This is a genomic window from Kosakonia sp. (assembly GCF_032052965.1).
Taxonomy (GTDB): domain Bacteria; phylum Pseudomonadota; class Gammaproteobacteria; order Enterobacterales; family Enterobacteriaceae; genus Kosakonia.
In genome coordinates, this window is record NZ_DAMBVN010000007.1 from 152,646 (window position 1) to 176,448 (window position 23,803).

Genomic DNA, 23,803 nt, shown 5'->3' on the forward strand with positions numbered 1-23,803 from the left:
TAGAATAGCAGGCCGAAATGATGACCAAAGCGATGACCATGAAGAAACCTAACCGTGCCGCCAGCGGCCAGATACGCATTATTGGCGGGCAATGGCGAGGCCGTAAGTTGCCGGTACCCGACAGCCCAGGCCTGCGCCCGACGACCGACCGCGTGCGGGAAACCTTATTCAACTGGCTGGCACCTTCAATGGTAGACGCGCATTGTCTCGACTGTTTCGCGGGCAGCGGGGCGCTGGGGCTGGAGGCGCTCTCGCGTTATGCCGCCAGCGCCACGCTGCTGGAAATGGAACGCAGTGTTGCCGCGCAGTTGCAAAAGAATCTGTCCACGCTCAATGCTAAGAATGCCAACGTGGTTAATACCAATACGCTGGCGTTTTTAGCGGCGTCAGGTACGCCGCACAATATTGTGTTTATCGATCCCCCCTTTCGTAAAGGGATGCTGGAAGAGACGCTGCGTTTGCTGGAAAACAATGGCTGGCTCGCCGATGACGCGCTGGTTTATATCGAAAGCGAAGTAGAAAATGGGCAACCGCCGGTGCCTGCGCACTGGCAATTGCATCGGGAAAAAGTGGCGGGTCAGGTCGCCTATCGTCTGTATCACCGCGAAGCGCAAGGAGAGAAGCATGCCGCTGCTGATTAATCTGGGACGCCTGATGATGCTCTGCATCTGGGTCTTTTTGCTGTGGAATTTAATTCAGCCGTTTCCACGCCCGTTGAATATTTTCGTCAATGTGGCGCTCGTTTTTACCGTGTTTATGCATGCCTTACAGGCCACCATGCTGAAAACAGCCCTGCCGAAAGAGGGTCCACAAATGACCAGAGCAGAACAAGCGCGCATCTTTTTGTTCGGTGTTTTTGAACTGCTGCTGTGGCAAAAAAAGCTGAAAGCAAAGAAATAACCCTGTCAGAAAAAGCGGAATTACACCCTTCAGGGGGGAGTCGCATTGTCATCCCCCTTTCCCCCCCACTACACTGAATAAGAGAGATTCACGCAACGCTAAAAGATACAGGGACTTAATTATGCTTTGGTCATTTATTGCTGTCTGTCTGTCTGCCTGGTTGTATGTCGACGCGTCTTATCGCGGCCCGGCATGGCAGCGCTGGGTATTCAAACCCGTCACCTTACTCCTTCTGCTGTTGCTGGCCTGGCAAGCGCCCATGTTTGATGCCATCAGCTATCTGGTACTCGCGGGTCTGTGCGCTTCGCTGGTGGGTGATGCATTGATGTTGCTGTCACGGCAAAAAATGTTGTACGCCTTCGGGGCTTTTTTCCTCGCCCATTTGCTGTACACCATCTACTTTGCCAGCCAGATGACGCTCTCTTTTTTCTGGCCGTTACCGCTGGTGCTGTTGGTGATTGGCGCACTGTTAGTGGCGGTGATCTGGTCGCGGCTGGAAGAGATGCGTCTGCCTGTACTGACATTTTTCGCTATGACGCTGGTCATGGTCTGGCTGGCCGGTGAACTCTGGTTCTTCCGCCCAACCAGTACGGCGCTTTCGGCTTTTGTCGGCGCCGCGCTGCTGCTGATTGGCAACGTGGTCTGGCTGGGTAGCCACTACCGCAAACGCTTCAGCGCAGATAACGCCATCTCCTCCGCCTGCTATTTTGCAGGGCACTTTCTTATCGTCCGCTCGTTGTATATTTAAAACGCTTGACTCTGGAGTCGACTCCAGAGTGCATACTCCGGTTAATGAGAAAATTATCATTAGCCGGAGGATGCCATGACCGCCCCCACACCGCCATCCCAACAGAACAAAGCGCCGCAGTTCGCCGCCGTTAAACTGCGCCCAATGCCGGAAAAATCGCACGCCTGCTGCGCCGACGAAGCCTGCGAAAACAGAGCCATAGAGGAAAGCCCTGTCGGAGGTGAACGTTTTAGCTGGCATGTTAGCGGCATGGATTGCGCCGCCTGCGCCCGCAAAGTCGAAAACGCCGTGCGCCAGCTCGACGGCATTAACGGGGTGCAAGTGGCGTTTGCCACCGAAAAGCTGACAGTCGTGGCCAGCCGCGACATTCGTCACCAGATTGAGCAGGCGGTACAACAGGCCGGTTATCAGTTACGCAGCACCGACAGCTCGCCAGAACCTGCTTCTTCACGCCTGCGCGAGAATTTGCCGTTGCTTCTGTTGGTGGTCATGATGGCGCTAAGCTGGGGGCTGGAAAAGTTTAATCACCCCTTCGGCCAGGGGGCCTTTATCGCGACCACACTGGTAGGTCTGTGGCCGATTGCCCGTCAGGCGTTACGTTTAATGAAAAGCGGTAGCTGGTTCGCTATCGAAACGCTGATGAGTGTCGCTGCTATCGGCGCGTTGTTTATCGGCGCGACCGCCGAAGCCGCAATGGTATTGCTGCTGTTTTTGATTGGTGAACGCCTTGAGGGCTGGGCTGCCAGCCGTGCGCGTCGCGGTGTTACGGCGTTGATGGCATTGAAGCCGGATACAGCCATACGCCTGCGCAATGACGAACGCGAGTCCGTCGCGGCCAGTGAACTGCAACCTGGCGACACCATTGAAGTGCCTGCCGGCGGGCGTTTACCGGCAGATGGCCGGCTGCTGACAACCTTCGCCAGTTTTGACGAAAGCGCACTGACCGGCGAGTCGGTACCGGTCGGGCGCGCCAGCGGTGAACATGTTCCCGCCGGAGCCACCAGCGTCGACAGGCTGGTCACGCTCGAAGTGGTGTCCCGCCCGGGCGAAAGCGCCATCGATCGCATTCTAAAATTGATTGAAGAAGCGGAGGAACGCCGCGCGCCGATTGAACGCTTTATCGATCGTTTTAGCCGGGTCTATACACCCGCGATCATGGCAGTGGCGCTGCTGGTCGCCCTCCTGCCTCCGTTGCTGTTTTCTGCACCGTGGCTGGCATGGATTTACAAAGGCCTGGCATTGTTGCTCATTGGCTGCCCGTGCGCGCTGGTGATCTCAACGCCGGCGGCGATCACCTCCGGGCTGGCGGCAGCAGCCCGCCGTGGGGCGCTCATCAAAGGCGGTGCGGCACTGGAGCAGTTGGGCACTATCCGTCAGGTGGCATTCGATAAAACCGGGACGTTGACCATCGGTAAGCCGCAGGTCGCTGCCGTAACCCCGCTGAACGAAGGCGGCGAAGAGGAACTGTTAGCCCTGAGCGCTGCGGTAGAACAGGGGTCGACTCATCCGCTGGGGCTGGCGATAGTCCAGCATGCACAGCAGCGCCAGTTGCCAATTCTGACTGCACAGGCGCAGCGTACACTCGCCGGGAAAGGGATTGAAGCCATGGTCGACGGGCATGTTATTCGCATTAGCGCGCCGGATAAGCTCGCTGCAGGTGTGCTGGAAAGCGATTTGATGACGCAAATTGCGCAGCAGGAAAGCCAGGGCCAGACCGTAGTGGTGGTTCAGCGTGATAACGCGGTGATCGGTACGCTCGCCTTGCAGGACACGCTGCGCGAAGACGCGAAAGCCGCGGTCGACGACTTGCACGACCTGGGCGTACAGGGGGTGATCCTCACCGGGGATAACCCGCGTGCTGCGGCGGCCATTGCCGGAAGGCTGGGGCTGGATTTCCGTGCCGGGTTGCTGCCGGAAGATAAAGTCAGTGCGGTACAAGCCCTGAATCAACATGCGCCGCTGGCCATGGTCGGAGATGGTATTAATGACGCGCCAGCGATGAAAGCGGCCACGCTGGGTGTTGCGATGGGCAGCGGAACCGATGTGGCACTGGAAACCGCAGATGCCGCGTTAACCCACAATCGCCTGACTGGCCTTGGGCAGATGATTCGCCTGGCGCGCGCCACCCATCGAAATATCCGGCAGAACATCGCCATTGCGCTGGGCCTGAAAGCCATTTTTCTCGTGACGACGCTTACCGGCGTTACCGGACTGTGGCTGGCGGTGCTGGCGGATACGGGCGCAACAGTGCTGGTCACCGCCAACGCGCTGCGTCTGTTACGCAGCAAAGATTAGTGGCTTTTACGCACCAGATAACGGTAAGGCAGTGACGCGGTGTGCCCGGCGACCAGCTCATGTTCCATAAAACGGCAAAAGCCGGGAATATCACGGGTGGTCGCCGGATCGTCGGCAATAATCAGCAAAGTTTCGCCAACCTGCATATTGCGCACAGTTTTGCGCACCATCATTACCGGCTCCGGGCAGCGCAGGCCCTGGGCATCCAGCGTATGGTCGGCAGTGGTAAACGGATCGGTCATTTTCATCTCACAACGGAAAAAACCGCATTAGTTTACGCTGCCTTTTTTGTGACGCAAGCGAGGTTAACGATTGCGCTAAAATTAGCCATTGCATCCGTTTACGATTGCAGTATTATGCGGCGGCTCTGCACAGCAGTGCATAAAAAGTACTGGGTTCCCTCACCCCATTTACCAAAAAGGTCACAATATGACGCAGTTTACACACTCGCAGCGCATGAAGGCGCTGTTCTGGCTTTCGCTTTTTCACCTGCTGGTGATCATCTCCAGTAACTACCTGGTTCAGCTACCGGTCGCTGTTTTTGGTTTCCATACCACCTGGGGCGCGTTCAGTTTCCCGTTTATCTTCCTGGCGACGGATTTAACCGTGCGCATTTTCGGCGCGCCGTTGGCCCGACGGATTATTTTTGCGGTAATGGTGCCGGCGCTGCTGGCTTCTTACGCCATCTCGTCACTGTTCTATATGGGCACCTGGCAGGGCTTTGGCGCACTTGCTCACTTCAATCTGTTTGTGGCGCGTATCGCCGCCGCCAGTTTTATGGCCTACGCGTTGGGTCAAATTCTTGATGTGCATGTGTTTAACCGTCTGCGCCAGCACCGACGCTGGTGGCTGGCACCGGCGGCATCCACTGTATTCGGCAACGCCAGCGATACCATCGCGTTCTTCTTTATTGCTTTCTGGCACAGCCCGGACGCCTTCATGGCGCAGCACTGGATGGAAATCGCCACCGTTGACTATGGCTTCAAGGTGCTTATCAGCATCGCGTTCTTCCTGCCGATGTACGGCGTATTGTTGAATATGTTACTGAAAAGACTGGCAGACAAATCTGAAATTCCCGCGTTACAGGCGAGTTAAAGGTACGGCTTGTCAGTTATGATAAGATGCACCGATGAGCCGTTATGGCTGTTTATTGAAAGGATGAAGTCAATGCGCAATCTGGTGAAATATGTCGGTATTGGTCTGCTCGTTGTCGGGCTGGCAGGCTGTGATAACAGCGACAGCAAAAAGCCTGTTGCTGGTGCGGCCGCAGAAAGCAATGCCAGTGGTCAGCCGGTTACACTGCTTGATGGTAAGCTCAGCTTCTCGCTGCCAGCGGATATGACCGATCAGAGCGGTAAACTGGGTACCCAGGCCAATAATATGCACGTCTATTCCGATGCCACCGGGCAGAAAGCAGTGATTGTGATCGTGGGCGACAACACCGAGGAAGCGCTTTCCGCACTGGCGAAACGTCTGGAAGATCAGCAGCGCGCCCGCGACCCACAGTTGCAAGTGGTGACCAATAAAGCCATCGAACTGAAAGGCCAGACACTGCAACAGCTCGACAGCATTATCTCCGCCAAAGGCCAGACTGCATGGTCTTCCGTCGTACTGGGCAAAGTCGACAATAAGCTGCTGACTCTGCAGGTTACCCTGCCAGCAGACAACCAGCAGCAAGCGCAAACCGCCGCCGAGAACATCATTAACACCATTGAGGTGAAATAATCGCGCAGCGAATGCAAAAAAGGAACCCGCGGGTTCCTTTTTTATTGCCTGATGGCGACGTTCAACGGAGAAAGACAGCAGGCCTTTTGTCCTCAATACTCACGTTTTGAGCATCCGAAGCCGTATTTATGCCTCTCTTAGCGGCGGCCTTTGCTTTAGTTGCCACGCCAGCAGCAGCGCCACGGCAACAAGGCCTGCCGCTGCAAGATAAATTGTCGACACCCCCGACCACGCCATTAACAGCCCTGCCAGCGGGCCGGTCACGCCCAGCGACAAGTCCATAAACACCGTATAGGTCGCCAGCGCCGATCCCTGATTTTGCTGCGGCACAGCTTTCACCGCCACCACGCCAAGGGCGGGGAAGACCAGCGAGAAACCCGCACCGGCAAGGAACACGCCCAGTTTTGCCATCCATGGATCAACCGCCAGCCCAACCAGCACCAGTCCGAGGGTTTCAATCACAAAGCAGATCATCGCCACATTCAGGCCGCCAAGACGGTTAATACCATTAGGAAAGAGCAAACGCGCGCCGACAAAAGCCACGCTGAACAGCGTCAGGGCAAACGCAGCGCCTTCCCAGCCCTTCGCATCATAGTAGAGGGTAATAAAGGTGGCGATAACACCAAACCCCGCAGAGCCCAACGCCAGCGCCATACCATACAGCCACACACGCCCAAGCACGGCGCGAAACGGCAGCGGTTTACCTTTACTGGCTTTGACCGCCGCACGCGGCAGCGCCAGCAAAATAGCCAACAACGCTACCGCCATTATGGTTAATGACAGGCCTTGTAAACCGGCATGCTGATAACACAGAACGCCCAACGGTGCGCCGAGCGCCATTGCGCCATACGTTGCAATACCGTTCCAGGAGATGACCCGGCCAATGTGCATCGATCCCACGACACCCACGCCCCACAGCGTCGCGCCTGTTCCTGCAAAACTCTGACCAATACCGAGGATCACCCGTCCCAGGCACAGCAGCGCCAGGCTCAGCATCCCCGCATGGCTGCCAGCACCGGCCAGCAGATAGCTCAGACCACTGAGCAACGCGCCGCACAGGCCGAACACCACAACCTTTTTCGGCCCGAGCAAGTCGGCGTAACGCCCGGCATGCGGGCGACTGAGCAGCGTGGCGAAGTACTGCAAACTGATGACCAGACCCGCCCAGAAAGCGCTGTACCCCATCACGTCATGAACATAGCCCGGCAGTACCGCCAGCGGCAGTCCAATGGTGAGGTAACTGGCAAAGTTAAAAATAACGACGGTCAAAATCCGCAGATTAAGGCGCAATCCGCTAAGCGCCGGTTCGGCGGCGTTTTCAGGCATGAGAGTTCAATCCAGATATTTGCAACAGTGTTTCACTATTACCACGTCGGCGCAGAGAAATCAGCACGCACTTTAAGAATATCTCAGTCAGGCGAAGGGCTTACCAGGCACTACACTTGAACAGGCCAGATGACAAAAGGAATTAAACATGACGCAACCTCAGCCTGATCAAATGGGTTTACACATTCTTTTAAAACTCGCTGCACTGGTGGTGATCCTCGCCGGTATCCATGCAGCGGCAGACATTATTGTGCAGCTCTTACTGGCGCTCTTTTTCGCCATCGTCCTCAACCCGTTAGTCAGGTGGTTTATTCGCCGGGGACTGAAGCGTCCCATCGCTATTGCCATTGTGGTACTGGTGATGTTGATTGTGCTCACCGCGCTGGTGGGGGTACTGGCCGCCTCAATCAATGACTTTATGACACTGTTACCGAAATATAATCGCGAGTTTACGCGTAAGTTCCTTGAATTTCAGCGAATGGTGCCCTTCCTTAATATGCATATGTCGCCAGAACGTATGCTGCAACGTATGGATTCCGATCGATTAATGTCCTTTGCCACGGCCATGATGACACAGTTGTCGAATGCAATGGCCAGCATTGTCCTGCTGGTGATGACTGTCGTCTTTATGTTGTTTGAAGTGCGCCATGTACCTTACAAATTGCGTTTTGCTCTGAGTAACCCGCAAATCCACATCGCCGGGCTGCACCGCGCATTGAAAGGTGTCTCGCATTATCTTGCGCTGAAAACCCTGCTGAGCTTGTGGACGGGCGTTATCGTCTGGGTGGGTCTGGTCGCGCTGGATGTGCAATTCGCCCTGATGTGGGGAGTGCTGGCGTTCCTGCTCAATTATGTTCCCAATATCGGGTCGGTGATCTCCGCCATTCCGCCCATGCTACAGGCGCTATTGTTTAATGGTGTTTATGAATGCGTATTGGTGGGTGTGCTGTTCCTGATGGTGCATATGATCATCGGTAATATCCTGGAACCCCGCATGATGGGCCACCGTCTTGGTATGTCAACGCTGGTGGTATTCCTGTCGTTATTAATTTGGGGATGGCTGCTTGGCCCGGTAGGGATGCTGTTATCTGTTCCGCTCACCAGCGTATGTAAAATCTGGATGGAGACGACTACCGGTGGCAGCAAACTGGCGATCCTCCTTGGCCCAGGCCGGCCCAAAAGTCGGCTACCCGGGTAAAATACTACCAACGCGGGTAGTTTTATATTTATGCCATTAACGATAAAGTAAAGAAAATAATAACGCCTGCAGAGTTTATGCGGGCGTTGTTTTTTATCAAGGGTGCCAGTTCCAGCCACGGAAAGTTTACCTTAAGGTTTGGAATTAATATAACATTCTGGCAACCTCGTTAATTACCCTATTTATCACCATGCTAATGTCCTGTAATTTATACGATATCAATTATTACGTGAGATATCGGTAAGCAGTTATAGTTGCACTGTACACAATCCTATTTTATTATTCGCGCACTCAGGCTGGCCCGGCATAACGCAGGCAACAAATTATAAAAAGCCGGGCAATACTCACTTTAAAAAACACCCATAATTCGCAAGCAGGAATGAAAACCTGCACTGCTGTCATTAGCAGGCAAACTCATTTTGCTGAATGACATCATTGTGTTGGCTTAATTCCAGCAATTAAGCATGTTCTCAATCTTCAATTATTTGATACGGAGTTCGCATGAAAAAGATTGTTAAGTTCCTGGCCGTGATTGCCGTTGCCGGTGCCCTGGCTGGCTGCGCCCGCACCGCCATTGTACAAAATGTCGACGCCCCGGTGAGCGCCGGTCATACTCAGGCACAAGTCCGTGCTGCCATCCTGAAAGCGGGCCAACAACGTCAGTGGGTAATGAACGATGCGGGTCCCGGCGTGATTAAAGGCCGTCTGGATAACCGCGGGCACATTGCCGAAGTGCGTATCAATTACTCTGCCAGCAGCTACTCCATCAACTACGAAAGTAGTATGAATCTCAAAGCCTCTGATGGTCGGATTCATAAAAAATACAATACCTGGGTGAACAACCTCGATAAACAAATTCAGTTGAACTTGTCATCCGGTGCCGCGCTTTAATTGCCATCCTGCCTAAAGTCGGGCCGGTAACGGTCCGATAATCCTCATGCATTTAAAAAAGGTTGCACACAGCATGTATGAACAGGATCCGTTCAGCGCATTGGAAGCGATAGCTGAAGCGCAGCGTATTGCTTTTGCCCCAATGTTATTTCAGACCGCGGTGTGTTTGCGTAAGTTTGGTCTGCTGGATTTTCTTGATAAACAAGGAAAACAGGGCGCAACCCTGGACGAAATTGTGCAAGGAAGCGAGGCGGATGAATATGCCGCAAGTATATTACTGGACATGGCGCTTAGCGGGCGAATTGTCACCCGGCGTGAAGATCGCTTTTATCTGGCGAAAGTCGGACACTACCTGCTTCATGATACAATGACGCGTGTGAATATGGACTTTTCGCAAGACGTTTGTTACCAGGGGCTGTTTTTCCTTGAAGAAGCATTAAAAGAGGGGAAGCCCGCAGGACTGCGTGTATTCGGCGAGTGGCCAACGATATACCCGGCGTTATCGCAATTACCGAACCCGGCGCGTGATAGCTGGTTTGCTTTTGATCATTACTATTCCGATGCCGCGTTTAATGCCGCACTGCCGCATGTATTCGCCAGCCAGCCGCGAAATCTGTACGATATAGGCGGCAATACCGGGAAATGGGCGATTAACTGCTGTAAGTATGATGATAATGTCGCCATTACCTTGTTAGATTTACCTGAACAGATTGTTCTGGCACAGCAAAATGTAGAAGCAGCGGAATTATCCTCACGGATCAACTTCCACGCGATTGATATGTTGAGCAATGCACCCTTGCCCAACGAAGCGGATATCTGGTGGATGAGTCAATTCCTGGACTGCTTTTCCGGGGAACAAATTGTCGGCATCTTAAGTAAAATAGCCGCGGCCATGAAACCGGACGCCAGGCTGTGCGTGATGGAACTGTTCTGGGACGCGCAAAAATTTGATGCTGCCGCATTCAGTCTGAATGCCACCTCGCTGTACTTCACCTGTATGGCGAATGGCAACAGCCGTTTTTATAGCGCAGAGAAGTTCCTGCGTTATCTCGATACGGCTGGCTTTAGCGTAGAAAGACGCCTCGATAACCTCGGGGTGGGGCATACTTTATTGATATGTCATAAAAAATAAGACAGGGCGGCCCCGTGCCGCCATGACGCTTTTACCGGCGTCAATGGGAATCACGTTTTTTCGCGGACGCGCGTTTAATGAAATTTGCACTCAAGATTACCGACTGGCAGGCCAGAGCACCGGGATTAAGCGAAACGGCACAGTGGCAACACTGGTCACAAAGCCGTCACGCTATCGATCCAGCGTTGCCGCAGGCAAAACTGACCACTCTGCCAATGATGACCGCGCGCCGTCTCAGCTCGGGTAGCCGTCTGGCTGTCGAATGCGGCATGATCCTGCTGCGACAGCATCAGGTGGATGCGGTTGTCTTTACCAGCCGCCACGGTGAACTGGAGCGTAACTACCGTATTCTGCAAGCGCTGGCGACAGGCCAGGACCTCTCGCCAACGGATTTTGCTATGTCGGTGCACAACTCGGCGGTCGGCAATCTCACCATCGCAATGCAGCAACCGATCGTCTCTTCTTCTATTTCCGCCGGGCTGGACACCTTCCAGCAGGGGCTGTGCGAGGTGATCTGTTTCCTGCAGGCGGGCTACAAGCGCGTGTTAATGGTGGATTTTGACGGCACGCTGCCCGCGTTTTATCACCCCGGGCTGAATCCCGATATGCCAACCTGGGCCTATGCCGTCGCACTGGTATTCGAAGCGGGAGAAAGCCTGCGCTGCGTCAGCGAAGCGGCCTGTTTTGATGGCGAGCCTGCGCTGCCGCAAAGTCTGCAATTTTTACAACATTATTTGTCGCACACACCGGCATTCAGCATTGCTGGCGAACGCCTGAACTGGCGCTGGAGCCGCAAATGAGATCGCTGAAACTGCGCATCAACTGGGTCTGGCGCTTGTTAATGACCGGTATGTGCTTTGCGCTCTTCGGCATCGGCGGGCTGCTGTTGTCACTGGTGTGGTTTAACCTGCTGCTGGTTGCCGTACGGGATCGGGCAAAGCGCCGCCGTCTGGCGCGGCGTAGTATCGCCGCCAGCTTCAGGCTTTTTTTACATATCGCAAAAGCCACAGGCGCGCTGGATTACCGCATTCACGGTATCGACACGCTGCGCAATGAGCGCGGCTGTCTGGTGGTCGCTAATCACCCTACGCTGATTGATTATGTTCTGCTGGCATCAGTGATGCCGGAAACCGATTGTCTGGTGAAGAGCGCACTGCTACGCAATCCGTTTCTCGGCGGTGTGGTGAAAGCAGCGGACTACCTGATCAACAGCCAGGCAGATGCCCTGCTCCCCGCCTGCGAGCAACGGCTCCGTCAGGGCGACACGATTTTAATCTTCCCGGAAGGCACACGGACGCAGCCGGGCGAGAAAATGACACTGCAACGCGGCGCGGCAAACATTGCTGTACGCTGCGGTTGTGATTTACGCATCGTGGTCATCCACTGTAGTGAACATCTGCTGGATAAACACAGCCGATGGTATGACGTCCCACCCCGCAAGCCGCTATTTACCGTTGAGGTTCGCGACAGGGTGGCAATAAAACAATTTTTTGATGCGGAATCGCAAGAACCGGCGCTGGCAGCAAGGCAGTTGAACCGGCATCTTCTGCATCAATTGACACCGGGTTTTGCACCTTTTTAGGAATGAATGATGCAACAGCTTTATCTTGAACTTAAAAATCTCATCATTAACACACTGAATCTGGACGAACTGAGCGCCGATGACATCGAAACGGACGTGGCGCTGTTTGGGGACGGCCTCGGGCTGGATTCAATCGATGCACTGGAATTAGGTCTGGCGATTAAAAATCAATATGCCGTTGTTCTGTCCGCGGAAAGCGAAGAGATGCGTCAGCATTTCTATTCAGTCGCTACGCTGGCTTCCTTTATCCAGGCTCAACGCGCATAAGAACGGGTTCGCTATGACTGAGAAAAACGAAATTTATCAGGAAGTCTCCGCGCTTCTCACCAAACTGTTTGAAATCGAACCGCAGGATATCACCCCCGAATCCCGCCTGTACGAAGATCTCGAGCTGGACAGTATCGACGCTGTCGACATGATTGTGCACCTGCAGAAGAAAACCGGTAAGAAGATCAAACCGGAAGAGTTCAAAGCGGTGCGCACCGTGCAGGACGTGGTCGACGCCGTAGAACGCCTGTTGCAGGAAGACTAAGTCGCCATGCGTAAATCCCGCCTCGAATCGGGACTAAAGCTCTTCGCTGCGCTGTTAATGCTGGCCTGGCCATTTGTGGTCTGGTTTGGTCTGGCACATAACAGCCTGCACTGGCTGCTGCCGTTGATGGCGTTGATGTTGCTTTTTCGCTTGCGGCAGGCGCGGCAGGCGGCTGCGCCGCTGCGCGCGGTTACTGGCGGCGTCGCGGTCGTCGGCATCGCGCTCTGCGCAGCCAGCTGGTTGCTCAAAACGCACCAGCTACTGCTGTACTACCCGGTGGCGGTCAATCTCATCATGCTGGCAGTATTTGGCGGATCGCTCTGGACAGCAATGCCGCTGGTGGAACGGCTGGCGCGCCTGCGCGAACCGCAGCTGCCCGTCGCAGCCATTCGCTATACCCGCCGTGTGACGCAAATCTGGTGCGGCTTTTTTATTGTAAATGGCGGAATTGCGCTATTTACCGCCCTGCATGGCGATATGCGCCTGTGGACAGCATGGAACGGCATGATCGCTTATCTGTTGATGGGCGTGCTGATGGCGGGCGAATGGCTGGTACGCCGCCAGGTGATAAAACGAGAGATCCAATGAAGACCCTACCCTTCGCCGCCTGGCTAAGCAGCCCGCGCGCTGACGACACGCCGATAGCCTGGCTTGGCGCACAGACATGGACGCTGGGGCATTTACGTCACGATGTCGCCCAGTGCATGGCGCAATTAGCCCGCCAGCCGGGCGAGCGCTGGGCACTGTGCTTTGAAAATAGCTATCTGTTTATTGTTGCCCTGCTGGCCACGCTGCATGCCGGGAAAACCCCGGTTATTCCAGGTCATAGCCGGGAATCATTACTGGCGGAACAAAAAGCACTGTTTGACGGCGTATTAAGCGATCGCGCATTGAACTGGCAAGGGCCGCGTCTGGTTGTGGTATCCGACAATCACCAGGCCACAGATGAATATACGTTTCCGGCGCTGCGTAACGACGCCCATGTCGAATTATTTACCTCCGGCTCTACCGGGCAACCGCGCAGAGTCATTAAACCCATCGCCTGTCTCGACAAAGAAGCAGCATTGCTGGCCGCACGCTTCGGCGAACGTCTGACTGGCTGCCGGGTTGTCGCCTCGGTGGTGCCGCAGCACCTGTATGGTCTGACATTCCGCATCTTTTTGCCCATGTCGCTCGGGTTGCCACTGCACGCCGCCATGCTCTATTACGCCGAGCAACTCGCCGCGCTGGAGGAACAGTATCGTTACGCCTTTATCAGTAGCCCCGCGTTTTTAAAACGCCTTGATCCGCAGCTTACCCCGCCGCCGGTCACGCTGATCCTCTCAGCAGGCGGTATGCTGCCGTGGCGTGATGTGCAGAGTGCAGCGGCCTGGCTGGGTGTCTGGCCGGATGAAATTTATGGCAGCACTGAAACGGGGATCCTTGCCTGGCGCTATCGCCGCGAGGACGCGATTGCCTGGTTGCCCTTCCCCGGCGTGACAATTGCGCAGGAAGGCGATGCGTTTCGTGCCCATTCGCCGATCATCCCTGAACAGGATGGATTATTGCTCGATGATGTGCTGATTTTCGATAAAAAGGGCACATTCCAGATTGCAGGACGCCGTGGCCGGGTGGTCAAAATCGAAGAGAAGCGCATCTCGCTCAGCGAGATTGAACGCCGTGTGCTGGAGCTGGGCGGGATTCGCGAAGCCGCAGCGCTGCCCGTCTTCCGCGGCGGTCGACAGGGCATTGGTGTGCTGCTGGTGCTGGAAGAGGAAACGCGCAGCCAGTGGCAAGCGAGCGACAGCAAGGCGCTGGAACTGGCGTGGCGGCGGGCGCTCATCCCGTGGCTTGAGCCTGTTGCCGTGCCGCGTTACTGGCGCATTCTTGACGAGATCCCGGTCAACAGTATGAACAAGCGTGTTTATGCGCAACTACAGGAGTTATTTCATGAAACCCCATGAAATTGAACGCCACCAGGCGCAAAAACAGCATGCAGAAATCGTGATCCACCTCGAGCCGGAACTGTTCTGGTTCAGCGGTCATTTTGCCGTCCAGCCTTTGCTGCCCGGTGTCGCGCAACTCGACTGGGTCATGCACTACGCCACAACCTTGTTGGCGCCAGAGTACCGCTTTCACAGTCTTCAACATGTTAAATTTCAGGCGCCGCTACTGCCGGACAACGTCGTCACCCTGGTGCTCGACTGGGATGCCGATAAACAGCAGCTGGCGTTCAGCTATCAACGTCACGATGGCGAAATGCGCCATCCCTGCAGCAGCGGAAAGATTCGCCTATGTCGCTAACCTTTAATCCTTGCGTGGTTATCCCCTGTTATAACCACGGCGCAACCATGTCCAGCGTATTGACCCGCTTACAGCCTGCGGGCCTGAAGGTTTTCGTAGTGGATGATGGCAGCACTGACGATACGCCAATCATTTTGGATGTGCTGGCGCGCGGCGACAGCAACCTGACGCTGATCCGCCTGCCGCAGAACGCCGGGAAAGGCGAAGCAGTGCTCTGCGGTTTGCAAGCCGCCGCCGATGCCGGTTTTACCCATGCCGTGCAGGTCGATGCCGATGGGCAGCATGCCATAGAAGACATTCCCAAACTGCTGGCTCTGGCGGAACAACACCCGCAAGCGCTGATTTCCGGCCAGCCGCTGTATGACGACACCATCCCACGCTCGCGTCTCTACGGTCGCTGGATAACCCATATCTGGGTATGGATCGAGACGCTGTCGCTGCAACTGAAAGACAGTATGTGCGGCTTTCGCGTCTACCCGATTGCCCCGACGCTGCAACTCGCCAGTCGGGTCAGGCTCGGCAAACGGATGGATTTCGATACCGAAGTGATGGTGCGCCTCTACTGGCAGGGCAACGACAGCTATTTTGTGCCGACACGAGTGACCTATCCGCTGGATGGCCTGTCGCATTTCGACGCCCTGAAAGACAACGTCCGTATTTCGCTGATGCATACCCGCCTGTTCTTCGGCATGTTACCGCGCATGCCCGGCCTGCTGTTTCGCCGCTCCGGTTCACATTGGGCGCAGCAAAAAGAGGTGAAAGGCCTGTGGGGCATGCGTTTTATGCTGCTGGTCTGGCGGCTGCTTGGACGCCGGGCCTTCTCACTGTTGCTCTACCCGGTGATTGCGGTTTACTGGCTAACAGCCCGCGACGCACGCCGGGCATCGAAAAACTGGCTGGCACGGGTGCGCACCACACTGGTGGCGCGTGGAAAGCCTGTTCCTGAAGGGCTAAACAGCTACCGCCACTTTTTACGCTTCGGTGAAGCCATGCTGGATAAAGTCGCAGGCTGGCGAGGCGAGCTGCATCTTGGTCGCGATGTGGAGCTTGCCCCCGGTGCCGAAGAAGCGCTGGGACTGCATGATGGCAAAGGCAAACTGCTGCTGGCCTCGCACCTGGGCGACGTCGAAGCCAGCCGCGCACTGGCGCAAATCAACGAGCGCAAAATAATCCATGCGCTGGTGTTCCATGATAACGCCCGGCGTTTTAAGCAAATCATGCAAGAGATGGCACCGGAAGCGGCGATCAACCTGATCCCGGTTTCCCACATCGGGCCGGAAACCGCCATGATGCTGCAAGAGATTCTCGATCGCGGAGACTGGGTGGCGATCGTCGGCGATCGCCTCGCGGTGAACCCGCAACGTGGCGGTGACTGGCGGGTCAACTGGAGCACCTTTATGGGCCATCCCGCACCTTTCCCGCAGGGGCCGTTTATTCTTGCCGCCGCACTGCGCTGCCCGGTGTTGCTGATGTTTGCATTGCGCCAGCAGGGAAAATTGCGCCTGCACTGCGAACAGTTTGCCGACCCGCTGCCTATGCCACGCGCCTCACGGCAGGCAGCACTGCGTGACGCGGTAGATCAATACGCTGCGCGCCTGGAGCACTATGCGCTGCAATCGCCACTCGACTGGTTTAACTTTTTTGATTTCTGGCGGTTGCCCGACGCCGCGCCGAAGTCCACGGATAAGGAGTAACAAATGTTAGACGATCCGCGGTTTACCGCCGAGGTAGCGCTGAGCGTACCTTTTCACGACGTCGATATGATGGGCGTGGTCTGGCATGGTAACTACTTTCGCTATTTTGAAATCGCCCGCGAGGCGCTACTGAATCAGTTTGACTACGGCTACCGCCAGATGAAGGCCTCCGGTTATGTCTGGCCGGTGGTAGATACCCGCGTGAAATATCGCGATGTCCTGACGTTCGAGCAGCATTTTCGCGTTCGCGCCAGGCTGGAAGAGTTTGAAAACCGGCTGAAAATCGCATACGACATTTTCGATGCCGCCAGCGGCAAACGTACCACCACCGGTTATACCATCCAGGTGGCGGTCGAAGAAAAAAGCCGTGAAATGTGCTTTGTCAGCCCGGCTATCCTGTTTGAACGCATGGGAGTCACACCGTGAAATATTGGCCTTTGTTAGCCCTGCTGCTTAGCCCATTTGTTAACGCCATCACGCTGGACGAGCTGCAACAGCGTTTTACCGGGCAGCCACTGATCCGTGCGCATTTCACCCAAACACGGACAATTAAAGACTTGCCGCAGCCGCTGCGCTCGCAGGGTGACATGCTTATTGCCCGCGATAAAGGGCTGCTGTGGGATCAGAAAGCCCCCTTTCCGATGATGCTGATGCTGGATGATTCGCGGATGGTGCAAATCATCAATGGCCAGCCACCGCAGGTGATCACCGCACAAAACAACCCGCAGATGTTCCAGTTTAACCATCTGCTGCGTGCCTTGTTTCAGGCCGATCGCGCCGTGCTGGAGCAGAACTTCCGTATCGACTTTCACGATCAAGGCGAAGGGCGCTGGACACTGAAACTGACGCCAGTAACGACGCCGCTGGACAAGATATTTCGTTCTATCGATCTCGCCGGGCAGCATTATCTGGAGAGCATTCGTCTGAACGATAAGCAGGGCGATTTGACCGATATCGCCTTTTCCGGGCACCAACTTACACCAGCAACCCTGACCGATGACGAACAGCAACGCTTTGCCGCGCACTAACTCCCCGCGTCCGGCGCTGCTCTGGGGTCTGCTCTGCCTGGCGTTGCTGGGCGTTTTGCTGATGCTGCTGCCGAAAGCGCGCATGAACAGCAGTGTGCTGGCGATGCTGCCTGCACAGGCGATGGGTTCCCTGCCGCCAGCGCTGAACGACGGTTTTATGCAGCGCCTCGACAAACAACTGGTGTGGCTGGTGAGCCCGGGTAAACAAGCCGATCCGCAGGTGGCAAAACAGTGGCTGTCGCTGCTGAACCAGTCGCAGGCCGTCAATAACCTGAAAGGCGCAATGGACGCGCAAAGCCAGCAGCAATGGGGCACTTTTTTCTGGCAACACCGCAACGCACTGCTCGACCGCGCCACCCGCGCTCGCCTGCAAAATGGCGGCGAAGCGCAGGCACAATGGGTACTGACTCAGCTCTATTCGGCGTTTTCCGGCGTGAGCGGCAAAGAGCTGCAAAACGATCCACTTATGCTGATGCGCGGCGAGCAACTGGCGATGGCGCAAAACAGTCAGCAGTTACGCCTGATGGATGGCTGGCTGGTTACTCAGGATGAGCAAGGCAACTACTGGTATCTGCTGCATGGCGAACTGGCGGGTTCCTCATTCGATATGCGTCAAACGCACCAGTTTGTTAACACGCTGGCATCGCTGGAAGCGCAACTGAAAGCGCAGTTCCCGCACGCGCAACTGCTGTCGCGCGGGACGGTGTTCTACAGCGATTATGCCAGCCAGCAGGCAAAGCGTGACGTATCAACGTTAGGTGTCGCCACGGTTCTCGGGGTGATCCTGTTAATTGTTGCAGTGTTCCGCTCCCTGCGGCCGCTGCTGCTGTGCCTGATTTCGATTGCCGTAGGCGCGCTGGCTGGCACCGTCGCTACGCTGCTGCTGTTTGGTGAATTGCACCTGATGACGCTGGTGATGAGCATGAGCATCATCGGTATTTCGGCGGATTACAGCCTCTACTACCTGACCGAACGCATGGTTCACGGCGAGGTTGCCTCGCCCTGGCAGAGCCTCGCCAAAGTGCGTAATGCGCTGCTACTGGCGCTGGCGACCACCGTCGCCGCCTACCTGATTATGATGCTGGCACCCTTCCCCGGTATTCGCCAGATGGCGGTTTTCGCCGCCGTCGGCCTGAGCGCCTCCTGCCTGACGGTGCTTTTCTGGCACCCGTGGTTGTGTCGCGGTTTACCGGTACGGCCGGTGCCAGCAATGGCGCTGATGTTGCGCTGGCTGGCGGCATGGCGACGCAATAAAAAACTCGCCGTGGGTCTGCCAGTCGTGCTGGCGCTGTTTTCCCTTGCCGGGCTGGCAACGCTGCGTATTAATGACGATATCAGCCAGTTGCAGGCACTGCCGCAGGGCATTCTGGCGCAGGAGAAAGCCATCACTGCATTAACCGGGCAAAGTGTCGATCAGAAGTGGTTTGTGGTGTATGGCGACACGCCGCAACAGACGCTGGAGCGCCTGGAAGCATTTGTTCCGCAGCTGGAGCAGGCCCGCGACAACGGCCTGATTGGCGGCTTTCGTACGCTGCCCCTTAACTCGCTCGCGCGGCAACAGCAAGATCTGGTCTTACTGAAAAGCGCCGCCCCTGCCGTCGCCCGCACCTTGCAGGCTGCCGGCATGAGCACGGTGTCCCCGGATCTCAGCCCGATGAACGTGACCGTCGAACAGTGGCTTGCCAGCCCGGCCAGCGAAGGCTGGCGTTTGCTATGGCTGACCCTGCCCGACGGGCAAAGCGGCGTGCTGGCTCCGGTTGATGGCGTAACAAAGAGCGAAGCACTCAAAGCACTGGCGCAGGCACAGCCTGGCGTGGCGTGGGTTGACCGTAAAAGCGCCTTCGATGAACTCTTTGCCCTCTATCGCCTGGTATTAACCGGGCTGCTGTTCGTCGCGCTGGCAGTGATTGCCGCCGGGGCCATGCTACGCCTGGGCTGGAAAAAGGGACTCATTAGTCTGGTACCTTCACTTTTGTCGCTCGGATGCGGACTGGCAGTTCTGTCACTCAGCGGCCATGCGGTGAATCTGTTTTCACTGCTGGCGTTGGTGCTGGTGTTGGGCATTGGCGTAAATTACACCCTGTTTTTCAGCAATCCGCGCGGCACGCCGCTCACCTCATTGCTGGCCGTCACACTGGCAATGGCAACCACTTTACTCACCCTGGGGATGCTGGTGTTCAGCGCCACTCAGGCTATCAGCAGTTTCGGCATTGTGCTGGTGAGCGGGATTTTTACCGCCTTCCTGCTCTCCCCCCTCGCAATGCCGGGTAAAAAAGAGAGAAAACGATGATTCGCACCCTCTGGACTGGCGTCGCGTTCGCCGCTGCCCTGCTGCTTACGGGATGCAGCCACTCCACACACTCCCTGGACGGTACACGCCCACAAGCGTGGCTGGAGCCAGGCACCCGCGTCACATTGCCCGCGCCGGGTATTTCTCCGGCGGTCAATGCGCAACAGCTACTGACTGGCAGTTTTAACGGACAGACCCAGTCGTTATTGGTGATGATGAACGCCGACGACAAGAAAATCACCCTTGCCGGACTCTCTTCCGTGGGCATCCGCTTGTTCCTCGTCACCTATGACGAAACAGGGATCCACACTGAGCAGTCCATTGTGGTGCCGCAACTGCCGCCCGCCAGCCAGGTTCTGGCAGACGTGATGATCAGCCACTGGCCGCTCAGTGTCTGGCAACCGCAACTGCCGAAAGGCTGGACGCTGACCGACAAAGGCGACAAACGCGAACTGCGTAACGCCCGTGGCAAGCTGGTGACCGAAATTACCTACCTGCAACGCAAAGGCCAGCGCGAGCCTATCAGCATTGAGCAGCATGCGTTCAAGTACCACATCACCATTCAATATCTGGGTGACTGAGATGATCTACATTTCTGCCATCGGCATGGTGAACGCGCTGGGAGACTCGCCGGAGGCGATCGCCACGAACCTGGTGCGCGGCCACGCACCCGGAATACGCACCCGCGCAGGCTGGTTACAGGGTCAAACCGAAGTGGTACTGGCCTGCGTTGAGGGCGAGCTACCCGCCATTCCGCCCCGGATGGATGCCCACCGCAGCCGCAACAATCAACTGCTACTGGCCGCGCTGGAACAGATCCAGCCCACGGTAGATGAAGCGATCGCCCGCTATGGCCGCGACCGCGTTGCGGTGGTCCTCGGCACCAGTACCTCCGGTCTGGATGAAGGCGATTTGCACGTTCAGCTTTCTCTGCGTGGCGAAGAGAGCCCGGCGTGGCGTTACCCGCAGCAAGAGCTTGGCGATCCATCCCGCTTCTTAAGCCGCTGGCTGCAACTGGAAGGCCCGGCGTTTACCGTGTCTACTGCCTGCTCATCCAGCGCTCGCGCCATTATCAATGGCCGCCGCTTGATCGACGCCGGTCTGGCGGATGTGGCAATTGTTGGCGGTGCGGATACCCTCAGCCGCATGCCGGTAAACGGTTTTAACAGCCTGGAATCTTTCTCGCCTACGTTATGCCAGCCATTTGGCCGCGATCGCTGCGGCATTACCATCGGTGAAGCCTCAGCCCTGATGGTGCTGACCCGCGAACCGCACCCGCTGGCGCTTTTGGGCGCAGGCGAGTCCAGCGATGCCTGGCATATTTCAGCCCCGCACCCGCAGGGGGAAGGGGCAATCCGCGCCATCAATATGGCGCTGGCGCAAGCCGGTATAACCCCTGACGATGTGGGGTACATCAATTTGCATGGCACCGCGACGCCGCTCAACGATCAGATTGAATCAGCAGTGGTGCATAAGCTGTTTGGCGACCGCGTCCCGTGCAGTTCCACCAAACATTTAACCGGGCATACGCTGGGTGCGGCAGGGATCACCGAAGCTGCGCTCAGTGCGCTGATCCTGCTGCGCGACCTGCCGCTGCCAGCCCAGGATTTTAGCCGTGGACCGATCGATCCAACACTGCCGCCGTGCGGCCTGCTATTAGCGCCGCAACCACTGGCACGCCCGGTGATCTTATCCAACTCCTTCGCCTTTGGCGGAAACAACGCCAGTATTTTGCTGGGGAGAGTGACATGAGCCAGTATCTGACACCCGGCGTCTGGTTGCCCCATGACGCGCCCATGATCCTGCTGGACGAAGTGCTTAACATCACAGACGATACCGCCCACTGCCGGGTTACCGTGCGTAACGGCGGCGTGCTAACACCCTTTCTCGATGCCGCAGGCAACCTGCCCGGCTGGTATGCGCTAGAACTGATGGCGCAGACCATCGGAGTCTGGTCCGGCTGGCACCGCCATCAGCGCGGTGAAGAGAGCAGCGCGCTGGGGATGGTTCTGGGCGCACGGGAACTGACCTGTGCCGCTGGCGTTCTGCCCGCCGCAGCCGAGCTGGATATTCACGTCAGTCTGCTGATGCAGGATGCCCGTTTCGGCAGTTTCGACTGTGTGATCCAGATTGGCGAACAGACCGTATCCAGCGGGCGTATCAACACCTTCCAGCCAACCAAAGAAGAGTTATCTTCGCTTTTTAATCAAGGGGCTAATGCATGAATCGTTCTGTTCTGGTCACCGGGGCCAGTAAAGGCATCGGCCGCGCGATTGCACAACAACTTGCCGCAGACGGCTTTACCATTGGTGTGCACTACCACCGCGATGAAAATGGTGCGCGTGAAACGCTACACGCCATTGAGCAGGCAGGTGGATCAGGCCGCCTACTGAGTTTCGATGTGGGCAACCGCGAGCAATGTCGTCGCGTTCTGGAAGATGACATCGCGCAGCATGGCGCGTGGTACGGCGTGGTGAGTAATGCCGGCATTACCCGCGATGCGGCCTTCCCGGCGCTGAGTGACGACGACTGGGATGCGGTGATCCACACTAATCTCGACAGTTTTTATAACGTTATCCAGCCATGCATCATGCCTATGATTGGCCTGCGCAACGGCGGTCGTATCATTACGCTCTCGTCGGTGTCCGGCATGATGGGTAACCGTGGTCAGGTGAATTACAGTGCCGCTAAGGCCGGTATTATCGGCGCGACCAAAGCGCTGGCGATTGAGCTGGCAAAACGAAAAATTACCGTCAACTGCATCGCACCGGGGTTGATTGATACCGGCATGATTGAAATGGAAGAGGCGGCACTGAAAGAAGCAATGGCCATCATTCCCATGAAACGGATGGGCCAGGCGCAGGAAGTCGCCGGGCTTGCCCGTTATTTAATGTCGGATATTGCGGGTTATGTCACCCGCCAGGTTATTTCCATCAACGGGGGAATGTTATGACACGTCGCGTCGTCATTACCGGCATGGGCGGCGTCACCGCCTTTGGCCAGAACTGGCAGGACGTGGCAAAACGTCTGCTTTCTTACGAAAACGCCGTGCGTAAAATGCCGGAGTGGCAAATCTATGCTGGCCTGCACACTCTGCTTGGCGCGCCAATTGATGAGTTTACCCTGCCGGAGCATTACACCCGTAAACGCATCCGCGCCATGGGTCGTGTCTCGCTGCTCTCCACCCGCGCCAGTGAACTGGCGCTGGAACAGGCCGGGCTGATTGACGATCCGGTACTGACCAGCGGTCATACCGGCATCGCCTATGGTTCCTCCACGGGCAGTACCGGCCCGGTGAGCGAATTCGCCACCATGCTGACCGAAAAGCACACCAATAACATCACCGGCACGACCTACGTTCAGATGATGCCGCACACTACCGCCGTCAACACCGGGCTATTTTTCGGCCTGCGCGGGCGGGTGATCCCGACCTCCAGCGCCTGCACGTCTGGCAGCCAGGCCATTGGTTATGCCTGGGAAGCAATCCGCCACGGCTACCAGGATGTGATGGTTGCAGGCGGAGCGGAAGAGCTATGCCCGTCTGAAGCCGCCGTATTCGATACGCTGTTTGCCACCAGCCAGCGCAACGATGAACCCAAAACGACCCCGTCACCGTTCGACGCCAGCCGCGATGGACTGGTGATCGGCGAAGGCGCAGGCACGCTGATTCTGGAAGAACTGGAGCATGCCAAAGCGCGCGGCGCGACCATTTATGGCGAGATTGTGGGTTTCGCCACCAACTGCGACGCGGCGCATATCACCCAGCCACAGCGCGAAACTATGCAAATCTGCATGGAACAAGCGCTGAACATTGCCGGACTCAGCCCGCGGGATATTGGCTATATTTCCGCACACGGCACCGCAACCGATCGCGGCGATATTGCCGAAAGCCAGGCGACAGCCGCCATCTTTGGCGACAATGTTCCCATCTCATCACTGAAGAGCTATTTCGGGCATACCCTTGGCGCCTGCGGTGCGCTGGAAGCGTGGATGAGTCTGCAAATGATGCGTGAAGGCTGGTTTGCGCCTACGCTAAACCTGACAACGCCAGATGATCAGTGCGGAGCGCTGGATTACATCAAGGGCGAAGCGCGCCAGATAGACTGCGAATACTTGCAAAGCAACAACTTCGCGTTTGGCGGGATTAACACTTCCATCATTATTAAACGCTGGGCATAA

At 56.5% G+C, this 23,803-nt stretch carries 26 protein-coding genes and 1 pseudogene; 25 read left to right on the forward strand and 2 right to left on the reverse strand.

What is annotated here, in order from left to right; genetic code table 11:
- The first annotated feature begins 38 nt into the window (after positions 1-38).
- The 4 genes from rsmD to zntA all read left to right on the forward strand — a co-directional run bounded on the left by rsmD (position 39) and on the right by zntA (position 3,943).
- Positions 39-641 carry a 16S rRNA (guanine(966)-N(2))-methyltransferase gene (rsmD, locus tag RTX30_RS11285; protein ID WP_312689925.1) on the forward strand — a complete coding sequence of 201 codons (603 nt, stop codon included), beginning with the start codon at positions 39-41 and terminating at the stop codon, positions 639-641.
- Entirely contained in the window at positions 631-900 is a 270-nt protein-coding gene (locus tag RTX30_RS11290) for a DUF1145 family protein (protein ID WP_312689926.1), read from the forward strand. Before rsmD ends, RTX30_RS11290 begins: the two co-directional genes overlap by 11 nt.
- Positions 901-1,021: 121 nt before the next feature.
- The gene (locus RTX30_RS11295) at positions 1,022-1,648 is read left to right on the forward strand and encodes a lysoplasmalogenase (RefSeq protein WP_312689780.1); all 627 of its coding nucleotides are present in this window, start codon (positions 1,022-1,024) and stop codon (positions 1,646-1,648) included.
- Positions 1,649-1,723: 75 nt separating this feature from the next.
- A complete protein-coding gene (gene zntA / locus RTX30_RS11300; RefSeq protein WP_312689782.1) occupies positions 1,724-3,943 on the forward strand; it encodes a Zn(II)/Cd(II)/Pb(II) translocating P-type ATPase ZntA in 2,220 nt (739 codons plus the stop codon).
- On the opposite strand, the gene tusA is transcribed toward zntA, so the two are convergent.
- On the reverse strand, positions 3,940-4,185 hold the full coding sequence (gene tusA, locus RTX30_RS11305) for a sulfurtransferase TusA (RefSeq protein ID WP_312689783.1): 246 nt from the start codon (positions 4,183-4,185) through the stop codon (positions 3,940-3,942). The two genes, zntA and tusA, sit on opposite strands and share 4 nt — an antisense overlap.
- A 187-nt stretch (positions 4,186-4,372) precedes the next feature.
- Between tusA and RTX30_RS11310 the strand changes: the two genes are divergently transcribed.
- Together RTX30_RS11310 and RTX30_RS11315 are read left to right on the forward strand one after the other, a co-directional pair.
- On the forward strand, positions 4,373-5,038 hold the full coding sequence (locus tag RTX30_RS11310) for a 7-cyano-7-deazaguanine/7-aminomethyl-7-deazaguanine transporter (RefSeq protein ID WP_312689784.1): 666 nt from the start codon (positions 4,373-4,375) through the stop codon (positions 5,036-5,038).
- Between the two features lie 72 nt (positions 5,039-5,110).
- A complete protein-coding gene (locus RTX30_RS11315; RefSeq protein ID WP_312689928.1) occupies positions 5,111-5,668 on the forward strand; it encodes a DcrB family lipoprotein in 558 nt (185 codons plus the stop codon).
- Between the two features lie 126 nt (positions 5,669-5,794).
- Here the strand turns inward: RTX30_RS11315 and RTX30_RS11320 are convergent, their stop codons facing one another.
- Positions 5,795-6,994, reverse strand: coding sequence for an MFS transporter (locus tag RTX30_RS11320; RefSeq protein ID WP_312689786.1), 1,200 nt, complete (start codon positions 6,992-6,994; stop codon positions 5,795-5,797).
- A gap of 148 nt (positions 6,995-7,142) precedes the next feature.
- Between RTX30_RS11320 and RTX30_RS11325 the strand changes: the two genes are divergently transcribed.
- The 19 genes and pseudogenes from RTX30_RS11325 (at position 7,143) to RTX30_RS11415 (ending at position 23,803) form a co-directional block, all read left to right on the forward strand.
- Positions 7,143-8,192, forward strand: a complete 1,050-nt coding sequence (locus RTX30_RS11325; protein WP_312689788.1) for an AI-2E family transporter — start codon at positions 7,143-7,145, stop codon at positions 8,190-8,192.
- A gap of 501 nt (positions 8,193-8,693) precedes the next feature.
- On the forward strand, positions 8,694-9,083 hold the full coding sequence (locus tag RTX30_RS11330; RefSeq protein WP_312689790.1) for a hypothetical protein: 390 nt from the start codon (positions 8,694-8,696) through the stop codon (positions 9,081-9,083).
- 73 nt (positions 9,084-9,156) lie between these two features.
- A complete protein-coding gene (locus RTX30_RS11335; protein WP_312689792.1) occupies positions 9,157-10,215 on the forward strand; it encodes a methyltransferase in 1,059 nt (352 codons plus the stop codon).
- 77 nt (positions 10,216-10,292) lie between these two features.
- A complete protein-coding gene (locus RTX30_RS11340; RefSeq protein WP_312689793.1) occupies positions 10,293-11,015 on the forward strand; it encodes a beta-ketoacyl synthase chain length factor in 723 nt (240 codons plus the stop codon).
- A pseudogene (locus tag RTX30_RS11345) lies at positions 10,994-11,826 on the forward strand (lysophospholipid acyltransferase family protein). Before RTX30_RS11340 ends, RTX30_RS11345 begins: the two are co-directional and overlap by 22 nt.
- The gene (locus RTX30_RS11350; protein WP_312689930.1) at positions 11,807-12,064 is read left to right on the forward strand and encodes a phosphopantetheine-binding protein; all 258 of its coding nucleotides are present in this window, start codon (positions 11,807-11,809) and stop codon (positions 12,062-12,064) included. Before RTX30_RS11345 ends, RTX30_RS11350 begins: the two are co-directional and overlap by 20 nt.
- A 13-nt stretch (positions 12,065-12,077) precedes the next feature.
- Positions 12,078-12,329, forward strand: coding sequence for an acyl carrier protein (locus RTX30_RS11355; RefSeq protein WP_312689794.1), 252 nt, complete (start codon positions 12,078-12,080; stop codon positions 12,327-12,329).
- Between the two features lie 6 nt (positions 12,330-12,335).
- Positions 12,336-12,917 (forward strand): hypothetical protein, encoded by a 582-nt coding sequence (locus RTX30_RS11360; protein WP_312689795.1) that lies wholly within the window; start codon positions 12,336-12,338, stop codon positions 12,915-12,917.
- Positions 12,914-14,272: an AMP-binding protein gene (locus RTX30_RS11365; protein ID WP_312689796.1), complete on the forward strand. Its 1,359-nt coding sequence runs from the start codon at positions 12,914-12,916 to the stop codon at positions 14,270-14,272. Before RTX30_RS11360 ends, RTX30_RS11365 begins: the two co-directional genes overlap by 4 nt.
- Positions 14,259-14,612, forward strand: a complete 354-nt coding sequence (locus RTX30_RS11370; RefSeq protein ID WP_312689798.1) for a hydroxymyristoyl-ACP dehydratase — start codon at positions 14,259-14,261, stop codon at positions 14,610-14,612. The genes RTX30_RS11365 and RTX30_RS11370 overlap by 14 nt, the downstream gene beginning before the upstream one ends.
- On the forward strand, positions 14,603-16,306 hold the full coding sequence (locus RTX30_RS11375; RefSeq protein WP_312689799.1) for a glycosyltransferase: 1,704 nt from the start codon (positions 14,603-14,605) through the stop codon (positions 16,304-16,306). Before RTX30_RS11370 ends, RTX30_RS11375 begins: the two co-directional genes overlap by 10 nt.
- A 3-nt stretch (positions 16,307-16,309) precedes the next feature.
- A complete protein-coding gene (locus RTX30_RS11380) occupies positions 16,310-16,732 on the forward strand; it encodes a thioesterase family protein (protein WP_312689801.1) in 423 nt (140 codons plus the stop codon).
- Positions 16,729-17,334 carry an outer membrane lipoprotein carrier protein LolA gene (locus tag RTX30_RS11385; protein ID WP_312689803.1) on the forward strand — a complete coding sequence of 202 codons (606 nt, stop codon included), beginning with the start codon at positions 16,729-16,731 and terminating at the stop codon, positions 17,332-17,334. Before RTX30_RS11380 ends, RTX30_RS11385 begins: the two co-directional genes overlap by 4 nt.
- The gene (locus RTX30_RS11390; protein WP_312689804.1) at positions 17,303-19,624 is read left to right on the forward strand and encodes an MMPL family transporter; all 2,322 of its coding nucleotides are present in this window, start codon (positions 17,303-17,305) and stop codon (positions 19,622-19,624) included. The genes RTX30_RS11385 and RTX30_RS11390 overlap by 32 nt, the downstream gene beginning before the upstream one ends.
- Positions 19,621-20,205, forward strand: coding sequence for a DUF3261 domain-containing protein (locus tag RTX30_RS11395; RefSeq protein ID WP_312689805.1), 585 nt, complete (start codon positions 19,621-19,623; stop codon positions 20,203-20,205). The genes RTX30_RS11390 and RTX30_RS11395 overlap by 4 nt, the downstream gene beginning before the upstream one ends.
- Position 20,206: 1 nt before the next feature.
- Positions 20,207-21,376, forward strand: a complete 1,170-nt coding sequence (locus RTX30_RS11400) for a beta-ketoacyl-[acyl-carrier-protein] synthase family protein (protein WP_312689806.1) — start codon at positions 20,207-20,209, stop codon at positions 21,374-21,376.
- Positions 21,373-21,849: a 3-hydroxy-fatty acyl-ACP dehydratase gene (locus tag RTX30_RS11405; RefSeq protein WP_312689808.1), complete on the forward strand. Its 477-nt coding sequence runs from the start codon at positions 21,373-21,375 to the stop codon at positions 21,847-21,849. Before RTX30_RS11400 ends, RTX30_RS11405 begins: the two co-directional genes overlap by 4 nt.
- Positions 21,846-22,577: a 3-ketoacyl-ACP reductase FabG2 gene (locus tag RTX30_RS11410; protein ID WP_312689810.1), complete on the forward strand. Its 732-nt coding sequence runs from the start codon at positions 21,846-21,848 to the stop codon at positions 22,575-22,577. The genes RTX30_RS11405 and RTX30_RS11410 overlap by 4 nt, the downstream gene beginning before the upstream one ends.
- Positions 22,574-23,803 carry a beta-ketoacyl-ACP synthase gene (locus tag RTX30_RS11415; RefSeq protein ID WP_312689812.1) on the forward strand — a complete coding sequence of 410 codons (1,230 nt, stop codon included), beginning with the start codon at positions 22,574-22,576 and terminating at the stop codon, positions 23,801-23,803. The genes RTX30_RS11410 and RTX30_RS11415 overlap by 4 nt, the downstream gene beginning before the upstream one ends.